We start from the raw sequence: 15,342 nt of genomic DNA on the forward strand, positions 1-15,342 counted from the left end.
CGCGGATCTGGAGGCCAGCACGACGGCGCGCTTCGAAGCGTCGGCCAAGACAGGCAAGGTCCGCAGGTTCAAGGAGTTCGTTGACGCGCCCGCGGCGCGGCCGAGAACCACATCAAGTCGTGGAAGACGCATCTTGCCGCCGACCGCACATCCTGCACCAGAGCGACGGCCAACCAGTTCCGGCTATTCCTGCATGCCGGTGCTTACTGGTTGATGTGGGGCTTGCGGGCCGCGATGCCGAGGCGCTCGAGCTTTGCCGTCGCCCAATTCGACACGCTGCGATTGCGCCTCATCAAAATCGCTGCGCGGGTGGTCGAGATGAAATCGCAAATCCGCCTGCACCTGCCGACATCGTGCCCCGACCAGCGCATCCTGCGCATCGTCGTCGATCGCATCCCCCAACTCGCGACATAACGATGGGGGCAGACGCCCCGAAACGAACCCGTCGACCGCAACCTGCAAACCCCCGCCTGCCATCACGACGGAGCAATCCCGGCGCCTGACGAGGCGCGTGGAAAAGCACCGCAACGGCGACCACAACGTCGCTTCAGGCCGTCAAAAGCTTATCGCCGTGCATCAAGGCGGCTAGAAGCGCGCCGGCAGCCTGGCGGGGGGCTTGGGGTTAGACTGCCGGCGCACGCCACTCATGAAGAGCGGCCCCTTTTTGCGGTTCCGACACCCATAGTCAACCCGGCAGCGTCTGGATGCCCGCTGTGCTCTTTTCAGAGCGGCTCGCGATGCCGGCCATGTCGGCCGATCCTGCCTAGCATGGGGGGCCACTCTCGTCGGCCGAGTTGATGCTCCAGCCAGTATCGCCTTGCCGACCAGCATGGGTTCGCCGTTAGCAATCCATCCTCGCGAGCCAATGCTATCGTGCACGTGTCGCAGCACTCCGGGCGGCTATATCGCCTAAGACAGCATGACGAAGCGTTCCAACTTCCTGTTCGGCGAGCCCGTGTGCAGTTCCTGACTCGGACAGTGGACGAGAATTCTCTTGGCGGTACTGCGCCAGAAGGCATTCGCGTCCAACGGAATCAAGCGACGACTATCAGCCGCAAACGTCACATCACAAGAGCGGTCTTCCACCCATTGCAGATTATCCGACTGATCAGGCGGCGTCCGATATGTCCGACTCTGCCTCAAGAATTCCCACAGGTATGGACAGCGATCTCGCTATCCGATTCCGATAGCCTTTATTGTACTTTAGACCCCGCTCGATGTTTTGGATTTCCTGAGCGGCAAGCCCGCACGCGACCGCGAGGTCCTCGATTGAATACCCAAGGTGCTCACGATAAGCGCGGATGATGTGGGTCCCCTGCGACATAGCCGTCAAGACTGGCTCGGGAATGCGCGAATCCTTCATAAACATCTCCAAGAAGATGGGAGCGCCTGACAAATCGGGAGATTTCCTCCCCGACCCTGGCGCACATCCAGCAAATCAAAAAAATGGACGTCCATTCGGCCGGACCGGCCTCATCCATGGAATGGGCCACTTGAAATTGGCAGCCGGGTCGGAATATGGCGGCTCACCTGCTTCTGATCAAGTTCTAAGAACCTGCCCGCCATGAGATGGCCTGATCGGCTGTAGCGCATTCGACCTGCGATCCTACACGACTCATTCTCCCCGATGGCTTTCTTGAACAGCAACTCGAACTCTCACTGACGCCTCCAGTGGCTATTCGCGGCACCGTGAACCCAGCCTCGCGGACGCTGATACCTTCGACCAATTTCCACCGCCGATGCAGCGAAGATGGACAAGCATCGCCACCTATAAAGGTTCACAATCACTCGACCGTGACCGATTTTGCGAGATTGCGCGGCTGGTCTACGTCTGTGCCCATGAAGAGCGCCGTGTGGTAGGCAAGAAGCTGTATCGGCAGCGAGAAGATCATCGGCGCGATAATCTCGTCGACAGCCGGCAACACGAGCGTGTGCATGGTGTTGAGTTTCGATGCGGCTGCCCCTTTTTCATCGGTGATGAGGATAATCCGCCCTCCACGGGCAGCCACTTCCTGCATGTTGGAGACGGTCTTGTCGAAAAAGCGATCATGGGGCGCGATGACGATCACTGGCATGTTGTCGTCGATCAATGCGATCGGACCGTGCTTCAATTCACCCGCCGCATAGCCCTCGGCATGGATGTAGGAAATCTCCTTGAGCTTCAGCGCACCTTCCATCGCTAGCGGGAAACTGGTGCCACGGCCGAGATACAGGACGTCACGACACTTTGACAGTTCGCGCGACAGGAACTCGATCTCCGGCTGGATGCTGTTGAGTACCTGGCCCATGACGCGCGGCACTTCGGCGAGGCTCCTGACGAGCGCCTGCAGCTCGTCTTCGGTTACGGTCCCGCGGGCTCTGGCGGCGCCGATGGCGAGTGCGGCTAGAACCGCAAGCTGGCAGGTAAACGCCTTGGTGGAGGCGACGCCGATCTCCGGTCCGGCAAGGATCGGGAAGACCGCATCGGCCTCCCGAGCGATGGTCGATTCGCAGGCATTGACGATAGCGCCAATTTTCAGCCCACGCTCCTTGCAGTACCTCAACGATGCGAGCGTATCGGCGGTTTCGCCGGACTGCGAAATGAAAAGAGCCGCCGACTGCGGCGACAACGGGATCTCGCGGTAACGGAATTCGGACGCAACGTCGATTTCAACTGTCAGGCGCGCATAGCGCTCGAACCAGTATTTTCCGATCAGTCCGGCGAGATAGGCGGTCCCGCAGGCCGAGATCGCCAAGCTCGGGATCCTGGCGAAATCGATGCCAGAAACCATGTCGGCGCGATTCTCTATGATGTTGCTATAGTGACGGAGAGCATGGGCGATGACTTCGGGCTGCTCGTAGATTTCCTTCTCCATGAAGTGGCGATGGTTGCCCTTGTTGGCCAGATCGGCCGCGGCCGTGGAGGTATGGCGCGGACGCTCGACGGGATGGCCGTCGAAATCGAAGATATGGGCGCCCGAATTGCCGACAACGGCCCAGTCGCCCTCGATGAGATAGGTAATTTCATTGGTGAAGGGAGCGAGCGCGATCGCGTCGGAGCCCAGGAACATCTCGCCGTCGCCGTGACCGATCGCCAGCGGTGGTCCGTTGCGCGCCGCCATGATGGTCGACGGATCATCTTCGAAGAGGACGGCAAGCGCATAGGCGCCCCTGACGCGTTTCAGCATGGCACGCATCGCCTCTTGCCGCCTCATGCCCTCCCGGCGGTGTCTTGCCAAGAGATGCGCGATGACCTCGGTGTCGGTATCGGTCTGGAACTCGGCGCCAGCCGCCGCCAATTCGTCCTTCAGCTCGGTGAAATTCTCGATGATCCCGTTATGGACGACGGCGACACCGTCGGTAAAGTGCGGGTGCGCATTGCGTTCCGTCGAGGCCCCATGGGTTGCCCAACGCGTGTGGCCGATGCCGATGTTGCCGCTCAGCGGCTCTTCCTTCAGTCTCCTCTCGAGATTGACGAGCTTGCCCTCGGCGCGCCGGCGGTGCAAGGCACCTTCGGTGATCGTCGCAACGCCGGCGGAATCATAGCCGCGATATTCCAAACGCTTCAATGCGTCGACCAACCGATCCGACACCGGCTGTTGCCCAACGATGCCAACAATCCCGCACATGTTCGTCTTCCCATTCTTGCCGGCAGCTTCAGCCCACGCGAGACGGATACCCATCCGGCCGCTTTCATTGGGGATCTTGTAGTAGTATTCGGTAATATTGGTACAATTGATTGTAGGGATAACTATCATCCACCCCATGGATGAGCCGCCTGATCTAAACTTCTCGTTGCGCCTGACGCCCTCATGACCGAACGCAAGCCCACACCCCGCGGCACGAAGGAACAATCGGCCATGCGCGACCATCCCGGCTACGCACCTGACACGAAGCGCCGCCGCTCGTGATCACGCGGTGATCGGCATGATCACAAGCACTGTAGTTAGGCAGCATCAGCGACGCATGATCGGCATCATCATCATCGGCAGCGTCGGCGCCGTCGGCATGATTCACGTGTTCGTCACGTTGATCATAATCATCGTCGCCGCCGATCAAGTTTAATGCCTGCCGCTGTTGACGCGGCTTTCGCCGGTAGAGTTTAGCCCGCGATGGCCTGTCAATACGCTGTTGGTCGGCATGGCCGAAACCGAGAGTCAGGCGGCACAGGCCACAGAGCACGTTCAGCGACCGTTTCAGTCAGCGCCGGCTTTGTCGGGGTTCGTAACGTCATCAGGATTCTCGGGGCATGAATGCACTATCACGAAAACGTTGGTTCTCAGTGCTTCGTCCGTATTACTCAAACCCGATTCCCGCTGCGGAAGAACTAGGCGCGTGTCACGTCTTGTACAAGGCACAATAGCAGTGAGAAATGGAGATTGATGCCTGCGCGTTTTCGAATAAGACAATCACCAAGCTGTCACCCGAATTACGTCAGGAACTGTCTATAGCCGCCGCCCATCAGGTAGCGGCCACGTTGGATGGCGCGACGCACCTGATCGCGAAGATGGCTACCTGGATGAGACCAATCTTCTTCGACACGGCGTCTCCCGAACAGGGCAATGGCGATCTCCTGATGAGATGCTCCCGCAAGCGAGCCATCCAAAGCCTGGAGCACGATACGCAGACGCGCTCCGCGGGGTTCCGGCGGAAAGCAAGCAGCTGCCAGGCGGCCGCAACCATTGATGTCGTTCAGGAACTGAAGGGCAGCGACATGGAACTTCAGGTGCTGCGGCTGCACGATCGCGTCGACATATAGCCGCAACGGGCGGAGAACGGATGCACCGGAAAGGGCGATCTGCAGACTCCGGCAGTCCTCCCTCAGCAGCACGTGCTGCACGCCGGCAGGTGTCAGCAGGATGTCCTTGCAGCATGAGAGCGAAGGGAGATCAAGCGGTTCAAAATCGTGGTCGAGCCCAACCGGCTCCGCGGCCGCTCGTAGAATACGGGCGCAGTCGCGCGGATCCCAAAAGACCCTTGCCGACGTAGCGTCCGACTGTGGCGCGTCCGCGAAAAAGGAGGCTCCATTGTCTTAGGAAAGATGATCCTGTCGGCAACTCGATTATCTTCATGTCGGCCTGAGCTCCGACAATGCAGGCGGACGGTGCCATTTTGGCGTGGTCGCGCTGGAATTGTGGATTGCGCCGAAGAAACTCCCAGGCCCAGGCAGTGCGTGGCAATCGTCTGGCGTAGTGGTAAGCTTCGTGACGACGCCAGTCCGGCCAGCATACAAGACCGACCGTCGCTTCCTTGGGCAGACCAGCATCCTTCACGGCTCAGGTGTCCACAATGGCGCTATGCCGACGGGCCTAGAACCGGTTGCCACAGTACCGGTCCGCTCAGACGTCCCCTGCTGCGGATGCGCAAAAGGCTCGCGCGGGAAATCTCGAGAAACCCGGCCACCGCCTCCGTTTTGCCGACGGACTTGGGTTGTCCGATGCGCGACAATGGCCACGTCGCGAGGCGAAGGATCCGTTCCATGCGCGTGTCCGTCACCGTTACTATCCGGGTCAGATCCTTGGCCAAGCCGAACTCGATCATGCCCGCGAAGAGCTCGTAGGTTGCCTGGGCCAGTCCGCCCGCTGCCTTGGGCGCCGACGGAGGAAGATCGAGCGCGAAACGACTGCTCTCCCATATGTCGGCAGTCGAGGGCACGACGTCAGCACCCAGCAGCACCGGGAACGTGTCGCGCAACATTGTGGGTCCGGTGCTGGGCAAAAGACGCACGCAACCGCGAATTCGCCAGTCGGATCCCTTGAGGAGCAGATAGACAGGCTTCAGACCATCAAACGGGTCTGTTTCCATCTGGTCTTCGGTATCAACTTCCCAATCGAGCCTTTCCTTGAACACCCGAAACCTGAGCCCGTGCATCTCTTTGAGCTCGCTTGCGAACTCGTCGTAAAGGTCTGGTGTTATCAGCTGCATCATGGTCGCCTCCGTGCGGGATGTGTTCCCGCCATCGAAGGGCAAAGCCGGCAGCGATGCAGCCTGTAGAGGTTTACAGCTATCGTGGCCAACGAATCAGGATCTCGCCTGGCCGGAGGCAGCCAGTCGTGCAACGGCCTGGTTGATCGTCCGAACGCCAAGCTTTGCCTTGGCGTTTTCCAGATGAAAGGTCACGGTGCGCTTTGAGACGCCGAGAAGCTGGCTGATAACCCAAGCCGACTTGCCGCGCGCCGCCCATTTCAGGCACTCGAACTCCCGCGGGGTGAGCGTTACACCATCCACCACGCGATCTTCGGCGAGCCTGCGCCGGACATGGATATGAAAGTTGATGGCCACCAGCTGCAATGCTTTTTCGTAACGTGTCAGTGACCGCAACAGAGGCGGGCGGGACTCGTCGGAAGCAAAGGTCAGGGCAGCAAACCGGCCGCAATGATCATGCATGGACATCGTCAGGCCGCCGCGGATGCCAAACTCAGCCGCACTCTCCAGAATTTGTTGCTGCGAATTCGGCAGACAGTGCCGAGCGCGATCCACACCCCAATCAAAGGTATCCCAGCCTTGCAGCCCGCGCAGGATGACCGGATCAAGACTGTGGTACCGCTGTTGCAGATAACGTGATGTCCAGGATGAAGGATAGTTTGAGATCAATTGCGGGGCGTCGCCGGGGGCCGACGGGTAAGTGAAATAGGCGAATAGCGGAAAATCGAAGCCGGCTGCAGCGGATGCCATTGCCTCACGGAGATCGGCAGCATCAACACTTGCAGACAGTTGCTCAACGAAGTTCTCAAACACGCGATGCATTTGCGCTTTGCGTAACCTCCGTGATCGCTCGATGCCAGGCAGAGACCTTGTTTTAAACGATCCCGGACGGATACAGCGCGTGCCGAGAACCCCGTTAATCTGTTGAAACCCGTGATATTCTGACGTTGTCTATGAGCCGTGTGCCGCCGAGCCAGGCCGCGACAAGCAAGCGTGCAGGTCGGTCAAGGCTTGTCATGGGTCGCAGATCTGCCTCGTCGCGAAGTTCCAGGTATTCGACCTCGCGATAGCCCGCAGCCAGAATTGCTGCGCGCGCTTCGGCAAGCGTTGGCAGGACGGGCGAGCCGCGGGCAAGCCGCTCAGCCGTCTCGAGCAAGACCGATGATAGGTCGGGGGCAACAGCACGCTCTGCTTGCGAGAGCCGGACATTGCGCGATGATAGTGCAAGACCGTCGGCTTCGCGGACTGTCGGACAAGGAACAATGGTGATTGGAATATCCAGGTCCCGGGCCATACGCCTGACTAGCTGAAGCTGCTGAAAGTCCTTTTCGCCAAAGAAGCCGAAGTCAGCGCTGGTCTGCAGGAAGAGCTTGGCGACGACGGTCGCCACGCCATCGAAATGTCCCGGCCGGAAGGCACCGCACAGGCCCTCGCTGACACCGGACACCGAAACGGTCGTGGCGAAGGCCGCCGGATACATCTCCTCTGCGTCCGGCGCATAAAGCAGGTGCGCGCCAAGCGGTGCCAGCTTGGCGGCATCCTCGTCCTCGGTGCTCGGATACGCGGCGAGATCGGCCTCGCTGTTGAATTGCTTCGGGTTGACGAAGAGCGTCACGATCACCCGGTCGGCCTTCACGAGTGCCGCGCGCACCAGGCTGAGATGGCCCTCATGCAGGACGCCCATCGTTGGCACGACGGCAATCCTCACGCCCTCGCGGCGCCATGCGGCGACGATTTGGCGAAGCTGGGCAACGCTCCTGACAATCGGCACGCTCACGCTGCTTCTCCGCTCTTGGTGGCGTCCCCGTCGGCGGGCTTGGGCGCATCGGCAAACACGTGCTCGGCGGCCGGAAACTGGCGCTCCTTCACTTCCCGCGCATAGGCCGCGATCGCAGCCGCAGCGGCCTCCCCCAGTTCAGCATAGCGCTTGACGAATTTGGGCCGGAAGTCGCCGAAGAGGCCCAGCATGTCGTCGACGACGAGAATCTGGCCGTCACAGGCGGCCGAGGCACCGATGCCAATGGTCGGGGTCGCCACCTCCCCGGTGATCCGGCGGGCGAGCGCCTCGGGAACCTTCTCCAGCACGACCGCAAAGGCGCCCGCTTCGCTCACCGCAAGCGCGTCGCGCCTGATGCGCTCGGCATCCCCGCCTCTGCCCTGCACGCGGTAGCCACCGATGGTGTTGATCGACTGCGGCGTCAAGCCGACATGGGCCATGACCGGCACGCCGCGCGCGGCGAGGAAGCCGATCGTCTCTGCCATCGTTTCGCCGCCTTCGAGCTTGACGGCCGCGCAGCCGGTCTCGGCCATGACGCGCGCGGCATTGCGGAAAGCCTGCTCGGGGCTTTCCTCGAAGGAACCGAACGGCAGGTCGACGACCATCAGCGCCTGCTCGAGGCCACGGCGCACGGCCTGGCCGTGAATGATCATCATCTCCAGCGTCACACCGAGCGTCGAGGGCAGGCCGTGGAGAACCATGCCGACGCTGTCGCCGACCAGCACCACATCGCAATGGGGATCGACAAGCCGGGCGACTGGGGTCGTGTAGGCGGTAAGACAGACGAGCGGCGTCCCACCTTTGCGCGAACGAATATCCGGCGGTGTGATCGCCTTGGTGTCACCAAACGCACTCAATGGACCCTCCTTCCCCAACGTTACCAACCGCGGGTGTCGCGTTTGCCACATTTTTGTGCAAGTGCGAAGAGCTAAAAATGGCCGTGCAGCTGTGCGGTGTTGACGTGCGGACAGGCGCGCTTACATTTAATCGATTCAGGCGCTCCCGAGCTGGCCAACCACTTTCGCGAACATGGACGATCAGGCAAAAGGACCCAGGAAAGACAGAGCCGCCGTCAAGGCCGACGAAGTCAAAGTGGACCTGATCGCCTTTGTCGTCGCCGTAAACGACAGTGAACCCTGTGTCCTCACCATCGGCCAGGCGGACACCCTGCCCTCCGGACCATTTGCGCTTGAGCACCGATCGCTGCAATCCGGTTTGAGGGGGTGGGTCGAGCAGCAGACCGGCCATCCGCTGGGGTATATTGAGCAACTCTACACCTTCGCGGATCGGGATCGCATCGGCGCCGAGCGCCAGCAGCGCGTCATCTCCATCAGCTATCTCGCATTGACCCGCAAGGAACAGGCAGCTGGCTCGCCCAAGTGCGGCTGGCAGAGCTGGTATGAATATTTTCCATGGGAGGACCACCGCTCCGGCACGCCTCCGGTCGTGCTGGACGTTCTGCGACCGCGCCTGATTGAATGGGCAGACGGCGTCAGCGACGCGGCCACGCGACGTGAACGCTGGCAGCGGGCGACGATAGCCTTCGGCTTCGACGACCGCCTTTGGAACGAGGAACTCACGCTTCAACGCTATGAGTTAGTCTACGAAGCAGGCCTGGTCCAAGAGGCCGGAAGCGGACGGGACGCGACGCTGCCTCCGCTGGTGCCCAGCAAGTCTATGGTCGCCGATCATCGCCGCATCGTGGCGACCGGCATTGCGCGGCTGCGCTCCAAGATCAAATACCGGCCGGTCGTCTTTGAGCTGATGCCGCCGGTCTTCACGCTTTTGCAGCTGCAGCGAACCGTGGAGGCGCTTGCCGGCAGGCTCGTGCGTAAGCCGAACTTTCGCCGGCTGATCGAGCAGCAGGAGCTGGTCGAAGAGACCGGAGAGGCAACCGCGGAGACCGGCGGCCGGCCAGCGAAGCTTTACCGGTTCCGCCACGCCGTTCTCGACGAGAGGGTCATCGCCGGGACAAAATTGCCGCTGGCGCGGGGTTGACATCGCTTATACTCACAGCAAGTATATGCTGGTTATTTTCAACTAGAGTATAAGCTGGAGGGGTCGATGAGCGCCATGCTGCCTGCGACCGCGTTTCTCTACGAGCGCGTCCGACGAGTGATCCCGCCGATCGAATGGCCGGCTTTCGTCGAGGATATCGAGGCGATCATTGCACTGAAGCGCGAGCGCAACGCCATCATCCTGGCGCACAACTATCAGACCCCCGAGATCTTCCATTGCGTGGCCGACATCGTCGGCGACAGCTTGGCACTGGCCCGCACGGCTGCGACGATCGAGGCGCAAGTCATCGTGCTGGCCGGCGTACATTTCATGGCCGAAACGGCCAAGCTGCTCAATCCGCAAAAGACGGTGCTCATTCCCGACCTGCGGGCAGGCTGTTCGTTGGCGGAATCGATCACGGCAGAAGACGTGCGCTTGATGCGCCAGCGTTATCCCGGCGTGCCGATCATCACTTATGTCAACACGTCGGCCGAAGTGAAAGCCGAGTCGGATATCTGCTGTACATCCGGCAACGCCAAGGCGGTCGTCCAATCCCTTGGCGTTCCCCAGGTGATCATGTTGCCGGACGAATATCTGGCCCAGAATATCGCCGCCCAGACCGATGTGCAGATCATCGCCTGGAAAGGGCATTGCGAGGTGCATGAGCGCTTTACACCGGCCGACATCCGCGAGTTGCGCGAAAGCCATCCCGGCGTGATCGTGCTCGCGCATCCCGAATGCCCGCCCGACGTCGTGGCTGAAGCAGATTTTTCCGGCTCGACCGCTGCCATGTCCGACTATGTCGAGAGGCAAAGGCCGGCACGTGTCGTGCTGATGACGGAATGTTCGATGAGCGACAACGTCGCGTTAGCGCACCCAGAGGTCGAGTTCATCCGGCCCTGCAATTTGTGCCCTCACATGAAGCGGATCACGCTTGCCAACATCCGCATGGCGCTCGAGCAGAACCACCATATCGTAACCATCGAACCCGGGATCGCCGGGCGCGCGCGGCTTGCGGTCGAACGGATGCTGGCAATTTGAGCGCCGATGTCCGCAGCTTCTTCGGGCGGCCCATTATCATCGGCGGCGGCATCGCCGGATTGATGACCGCGCTTCAACTGGCGCCGGAGCCGGTGCTGCTTCTGTCCAGGACGCTGCTGGGAGCTGACAATTCGAGCACCTGGGCACAGGGTGGTCTGGCTGCAAGTTTCGGCGAAGACGACGATCCGGCACTGCACCTGGCCGATACGCTTGCCGCCGGGGATGGTCTCTGCGACAGAGACGTGGCGAGCCGCATCCTCCAAGCCGCGCCCAAGGCGATAGAGGGGCTTGCGGGCTTTGGGGTTCCCTTCGACCGTACGCCGAAAGGATCACTGTGCCTCGGATTGGAGGCCGCACACAGCCGACGTCGCATCGTTCATGCGCATGGTGACGGCACCGGGCGTGAGATCATGCGTGCCCTGATCGCGGCTGTGCGTTCCACTCCCTCGATTGTTGTCGTGGAGGGCGTGGAAGCGCGCCGGCTGGCGGTGCGAGAGAATGCGATCCGAGGCGTCTGGGCGAGCGGTTCGATAGGACCTGTCTTCTTCGGCTCACGGCGGGTCGTCCTCGCCACCGGTGGGATCGGGGGACTGTTTCTCGACACCACGAATCCTTCGGGCAGTTGTGGACAGGGCCTGGCGCTTGCGGCCCGCGCTGGAGCTGTCCTTGCCGACCTCGAGTTCATCCAGTTCCACCCGACCGCGCTTGACGGCCCGGAACGCCCTATGGTGCTGCTCAGCGAGGCCGTCCGCGGCGAAGGTGCTGCCCTGATCGACGAAACCGGCCAAGCTTTTCTCCAGAGCGTGCCAGGGGCGGAACTCGCGCCTCGTGATGTCTTGGCGCGCGCCGTCTGGAACCATCTTGCCAACGGCCACCGTGTTTTTCTCGACGCGCGGCAACGGCCTGGCCCGGAATTTGCTCGACACTTCCCGACAATCGCATCAGCCTGTCGTGGAGCGGGCATCAATCCCGCGCGCGATCTCATCCCCATTCGTCCGGCCCAACACTATCACATGGGTGGCGTTGCCGTGGACGGCTCCGGTAGGACGTCCGTCAAGGGGCTGTGGGCCTGCGGCGAAGTCGCTTCGACAGGACTGCATGGCGCCAACAGGCTCGCCAGCAATTCCTTGACCGAGGCCGTCGTGTGCGCGCGCTGGGTCGCTGAAAGTGTCGCCGGAACGCCTGCTCGCAGAACAAGGCCTGCGGTTGCGGACGTTTACCCATCGCCCGCTTCGATACCCGTGCGTGTTTTCCTGTCGCGTGCACTGGGCATCGTCCGGGATGGTGAAGGTCTGAAAGCAGCCGCACGTGCCTTATTGCCGCTCGCCGAAAGCCAGGACGCGGCCTCGGATTCGGCGGCTGTCGGGCTAATGATCGCGGTTGCCGCCTTGTTGCGCCAAGAAAGCCGCGGCGCTCATTACCGGACAGATTTTCCTCATCATGCGACTGTCGCCCGACGGTCCGAAATCACCCTCGAAGCCGCCTTGGCCGCTGCGCGGGAACTCGGAAACTCGCCAAGCCTCGAAGGGGCAAAGTGATGACGCTCTCACCGCTTCCCACGGTCATGCTTGAGCCGCTTGTAAGGGCAGCTCTTCTTGAAGACCTTGGCAGAGCCGGCGACTTGACCACGGAGGCCATCGTGCCGAAGGCACACCAAGCGGGAACCGTGCTGGCGGCGCGCCAGTCCGGAGTTGTCGCCGGCCTCGATCTGGCGATGCTCGCTTTCCGCTTGATTGATCCTGATGTCGAAATCTCGGTGGAGCGGGCAGACGGCTGCAATGTCATGGATGGAGAGGTCATTGCAACGGTGAGTGGTCCGGCCCGGGCCATTCTCACAGCCGAACGGACGGCGCTCAATTTTCTCTGTCATCTGAGCGGCATCGCTACAGCAACGGCATCGATCGTCGCTGCGGTTCGTGGATATGGCGCGAAGATCGTCTGCACGCGCAAGACGACGCCCGGATTGCGGGCAGTCGAAAAATATGCCGTGCGCGCAGGTGGCGGATCCAATCACCGCTTCGGCCTGGACGACGCAATTCTGATCAAGGACAACCACATCGCCATCGCAGGCGGCGTTCGCCCGGCGCTCGAGCGAGCACGAAGACGGGCCGGTCATCTCGTCAAGATCGAAGTCGAGGTCGATACGCTGGCCCAGTTGGAGGAGGTACTTGGCTTCGCTCCCGATGCGGTTCTGCTCGACAACATGTCCCTCGCCGATCTTCGCCGCGCCGTCGCAATCGTTGGCGGCCGTGCTATCACCGAGGCTTCTGGCGGGATCGCATCCGATACAGCGCGAGCGATTGCCGCGACCGGCGTTGATCTGATTTCAGTCGGCCGACTGACCCACAGCGCGCCGATCCTGGATATCGGCCTCGACTATTGGGGCCCATGATTGCCTGAGGGACGAACAGGATCGAATCAACTGTCCTTTCCGATCGTCATCAATCAGACAGCAAAGCAAGGCAGAACCGGAGGAACAGCATGGACATGCAAACAGCCAGTCCAACGCAGACATCGCCACAGGCTCAATCCCCTGACCCTGGAGCGTGGACCCTGGAGAAGGCTCGGGCACTTCACGATGCCCCCTTCAACAATCTCCTCTTCCTCGCGCAAACCGTGCACCGCCAGAATTTCGATCCAAACAAGGTCCAGCTCAGCCGGCTGCTCAGCATCAAGACGGGCGGATGCCCGGAGGATTGCGGCTATTGCAGCCAGTCGGCGCAGCACGAGACCGGCCTGAAGGCGTCGAAGCTGATGGAGGTCCGGCACGTCGTCGCCGAAGCGAAGAAAGCGCGTGACGCCGGCGCCACCCGCTATTGCATGGGCGCGGCCTGGCGAAACCCCAAGGCGCGCGACATGGATGCGGTGGTGGCGATGGTCGAAGGCGTCAAGGCGCTGGGCATGGAGACCTGCATGACGCTCGGCATGCTCGATCTTGAGCAAGCCGCTCGACTGAAGCAGGCTGGTCTCGACTTTTACAACCACAACATCGATACATCGGAACGCTACTATAGCGAGATCATCAGCACGCGCAGCTTTGCCGAGCGGCTCGAGACGCTCGAGCACGTTCGCCAATCCGGCATCAAGGTCTGCTGCGGCGGCATTGTCGGCATGGGCGAGGAGCCGGTGGACCGGATCGGCATGCTGGTGACGCTGGCCAACCTGCCGGAACATCCGCAAAGCGTTCCGATCAACATGCTGATCCCGATCCCCGGCACCCCGCTTGCCGAAGCCAAGCCGATCGAGCCGATCGAATTCGTGCGCGTAATCGCGCTGGCGCGCATCATGATGCCGAAATCGCATATCCGTCTTTCCGCCGGCCGTACGGCCATGACCGACGAGATGCAGGCGCTGTGCTTTTTTGCCGGCGCCAACTCGATCTTCGTCGGCGACACGCTGCTGACGGCGGACAATCCCGGTGAGGACAAGGATACCCTGCTGTTCCGGCGCCTTGGCATCGAGCCGATGGAACTCGAGGCGCAATGAACGGGGCACCGCTTGCCCGCTATGAGGCGACCTTGCAGGGACTGGCGCGCAAGGACCGGCTGCGGACGCTGAAGCCGCGCGCCGGGCGCGACTTCTCGTCGAACGACTATCTCGGGCTTGCCGCCTCCAAAAGACTTGGCGAAGCGGTTGCGGCGGCGATTGCGCGTGGCACGCCGGTTGGCGCCACCGGGTCGCGGCTGTTGCGCGGCAATGCGCCGGAACACGAGCAGCTCGAGGCAGACGCGGCGGCATTCTTTGGAGCCGACCGCGCGCTGTTCTTCGGCAGCGGCTACATCGCCAACTTCGCTCTGCTGACCGCGCTGCCGCAGAAGGGCGACCTTTTGGTCCTCGATGAGCTCGCCCATGCCAGCATGCATGAGGGTGCGCAGGCCGGGCGCGCACAGTTCGTGCTGGCCGCGCACAACGACGCCAACGCTGTCGACGATGCGATCACGCGTTGGCGCGCCGAAGGCGGCATGGGATGCATCTGGATTGCGGTGGAAAGCCTTTACAGCATGGATGGCGACTGCGCGCCTTTGGAGAGCCTGGCCGCGCTTGCCGATCGGCACAACGCATTTATCGTCATTGACGAGGCGCACGCGACCGGCGTCTGGGGACCGGACGGCCGGGGGCTGGCCGCCGCTTTCGAGGGCCGCGACAACATCGTCGCGCTCCACACCTGCGGCAAGGCGCTCGGCGCATCTGGTGGGCTCGTGACCGGGCCGAGGACACTGTGCGAGTATCTGATCAACCGTTGCCGGCCATTCATCTACGCCACCGCGCCCTCGCCGCTCATGGCGGTCGCGGCGCGCGAAGCGCTCGCAATGCTCGCCGACGAGCCTAGGCGGCGTTTTCAGCTGCATGAACGCGTCGCCCTCGCAGGCCGCCAATTGGTCGATCGCTGCGGCGTGATACCAAGTGGCTCTCAGATCCAGCCCTTGGTGATCGGCGATGTCAGGCGCACCATGGCAGTGGCGGCGCGCCTGCAGGCCCGCGGCTTCGACATACGCGGCATTCGTCCGCCGACCGTGCCCGAGGGCACGTCGCGGCTGCGCATCTCACTGACGCTCAATATCGGCGAAGCCGACATTTCCGCCATGGTCGAGGCGCTCGTCGAGGTGTTGGCTCAGACATGA

14 protein-coding genes and 1 pseudogene are annotated in these 15,342 nt (G+C 61.9%); 7 read left to right on the forward strand and 8 right to left on the reverse strand.

Annotated elements, in window-relative coordinates:
- Nucleotides 1–414: pseudogene (locus tag NKH71_RS26490) on the forward strand (transposase); the annotation flags it as partial.
- A 694-nt stretch (nt 415–1,108) separates the two neighbouring features.
- Here NKH71_RS26490 and NKH71_RS26495 read toward each other — a convergent pair.
- The 8 genes from NKH71_RS26495 to panB all read right to left on the reverse strand — a co-directional run bounded on the left by NKH71_RS26495 (nt 1,109) and on the right by panB (nt 8,538).
- The gene (locus NKH71_RS26495; protein ID WP_352496595.1) at nt 1,109–1,369 is read right to left on the reverse strand and encodes a helix-turn-helix domain-containing protein; all 261 of its coding nucleotides are present in this window, start codon (nt 1,367–1,369) and stop codon (nt 1,109–1,111) included.
- 415 nt (nt 1,370–1,784) lie between these two features.
- Nucleotides 1,785–3,608, reverse strand: a complete 1,824-nt coding sequence (glmS, locus tag NKH71_RS26500; protein WP_352885319.1) for a glutamine--fructose-6-phosphate transaminase (isomerizing) — start codon at nt 3,606–3,608, stop codon at nt 1,785–1,787.
- A gap of 800 nt (nt 3,609–4,408) precedes the next feature.
- On the reverse strand, nt 4,409–4,819 hold the full coding sequence (locus tag NKH71_RS26505; RefSeq protein ID WP_352885320.1) for a DUF2285 domain-containing protein: 411 nt from the start codon (nt 4,817–4,819) through the stop codon (nt 4,409–4,411).
- 58 nt (nt 4,820–4,877) lie between these two features.
- Complete coding sequence (locus NKH71_RS26510; protein WP_352885321.1) at nt 4,878–5,252, reverse strand: transcriptional regulator domain-containing protein; 375 nt, start codon at nt 5,250–5,252, stop codon at nt 4,878–4,880.
- Nucleotides 5,253–5,274: 22 nt separating this feature from the next.
- The gene (locus NKH71_RS26515; protein WP_352453545.1) at nt 5,275–5,907 is read right to left on the reverse strand and encodes an acyl-homoserine-lactone synthase; all 633 of its coding nucleotides are present in this window, start codon (nt 5,905–5,907) and stop codon (nt 5,275–5,277) included.
- A gap of 93 nt (nt 5,908–6,000) precedes the next feature.
- Nucleotides 6,001–6,726, reverse strand: coding sequence for a LuxR family transcriptional regulator (locus NKH71_RS26520; RefSeq protein WP_352484150.1), 726 nt, complete (start codon nt 6,724–6,726; stop codon nt 6,001–6,003).
- Nucleotides 6,727–6,820: 94 nt separating this feature from the next.
- Nucleotides 6,821–7,681: a pantoate--beta-alanine ligase gene (panC, locus tag NKH71_RS26525; protein ID WP_352885322.1), complete on the reverse strand. Its 861-nt coding sequence runs from the start codon at nt 7,679–7,681 to the stop codon at nt 6,821–6,823.
- A complete protein-coding gene (gene panB, locus NKH71_RS26530) occupies nt 7,678–8,538 on the reverse strand; it encodes a 3-methyl-2-oxobutanoate hydroxymethyltransferase (RefSeq protein ID WP_352453542.1) in 861 nt (286 codons plus the stop codon). The genes panC and panB overlap by 4 nt, the downstream gene beginning before the upstream one ends.
- 172 nt (nt 8,539–8,710) lie before the next feature.
- On the opposite strand from panB, the gene NKH71_RS26535 reads away from it, so the two are divergent.
- From NKH71_RS26535 to NKH71_RS26560, 6 genes are all read left to right on the forward strand, one after another.
- Nucleotides 8,711–9,679, forward strand: a complete 969-nt coding sequence (locus NKH71_RS26535; protein ID WP_023722073.1) for an NUDIX hydrolase — start codon at nt 8,711–8,713, stop codon at nt 9,677–9,679.
- A 66-nt stretch (nt 9,680–9,745) separates the two neighbouring features.
- Complete coding sequence (gene nadA / locus NKH71_RS26540; RefSeq protein ID WP_023722074.1) at nt 9,746–10,720, forward strand: quinolinate synthase NadA; 975 nt, start codon at nt 9,746–9,748, stop codon at nt 10,718–10,720.
- Entirely contained in the window at nt 10,717–12,258 is a 1,542-nt protein-coding gene (locus tag NKH71_RS26545) for an L-aspartate oxidase (protein WP_352885384.1), read from the forward strand. Before nadA ends, NKH71_RS26545 begins: the two co-directional genes overlap by 4 nt.
- Entirely contained in the window at nt 12,258–13,112 is an 855-nt protein-coding gene (nadC, locus tag NKH71_RS26550) for a carboxylating nicotinate-nucleotide diphosphorylase (protein WP_352484146.1), read from the forward strand. Before NKH71_RS26545 ends, nadC begins: the two co-directional genes overlap by 1 nt.
- Before the next feature lie 95 nt (nt 13,113–13,207).
- Nucleotides 13,208–14,206 carry a biotin synthase BioB gene (gene bioB, locus NKH71_RS26555; RefSeq protein ID WP_352484180.1) on the forward strand — a complete coding sequence of 333 codons (999 nt, stop codon included), beginning with the start codon at nt 13,208–13,210 and terminating at the stop codon, nt 14,204–14,206.
- A complete protein-coding gene (locus tag NKH71_RS26560) occupies nt 14,203–15,342 on the forward strand; it encodes an 8-amino-7-oxononanoate synthase (protein ID WP_352484145.1) in 1,140 nt (379 codons plus the stop codon). The genes bioB and NKH71_RS26560 overlap by 4 nt, the downstream gene beginning before the upstream one ends.

Source organism: Mesorhizobium sp. M0983 (genome assembly GCF_040318975.1).
Classification (GTDB): Bacteria; Pseudomonadota; Alphaproteobacteria; order Rhizobiales; family Rhizobiaceae; genus Mesorhizobium.

What these genes read in the sequence shown, in the direction of transcription:
- NKH71_RS26495 (WP_352496595.1), bottom strand. Translation starts at nt 1,369, where the DNA reads ATGTTTATGAAGGATTCGCGCATTCCCGAGCCAGTCTTGACGGCTATG.
- glmS (WP_352885319.1), bottom strand. Translation starts at nt 3,608, where the DNA reads ATGTGCGGGATTGTTGGCATCGTTGGGCAACAGCCGGTGTCGGATCGG.
- NKH71_RS26515 (WP_352453545.1), bottom strand. Translation starts at nt 5,907, where the DNA reads ATGATGCAGCTGATAACACCAGACCTTTACGACGAGTTCGCAAGCGAG.
- NKH71_RS26520 (WP_352484150.1), bottom strand. Translation starts at nt 6,726, where the DNA reads ATGCATCGCGTGTTTGAGAACTTCGTTGAGCAACTGTCTGCAAGTGTT.
- NKH71_RS26535 (WP_023722073.1), top strand. Translation starts at nt 8,711, where the DNA reads ATGGACGATCAGGCAAAAGGACCCAGGAAAGACAGAGCCGCCGTCAAG.
- nadA (WP_023722074.1), top strand. Translation starts at nt 9,746, where the DNA reads ATGAGCGCCATGCTGCCTGCGACCGCGTTTCTCTACGAGCGCGTCCGA.
- nadC (WP_352484146.1), top strand. Translation starts at nt 12,258, where the DNA reads ATGACGCTCTCACCGCTTCCCACGGTCATGCTTGAGCCGCTTGTAAGG.
- bioB (WP_352484180.1), top strand. Translation starts at nt 13,208, where the DNA reads ATGCAAACAGCCAGTCCAACGCAGACATCGCCACAGGCTCAATCCCCT.
- NKH71_RS26560 (WP_352484145.1), top strand. Translation starts at nt 14,203, where the DNA reads ATGAACGGGGCACCGCTTGCCCGCTATGAGGCGACCTTGCAGGGACTG.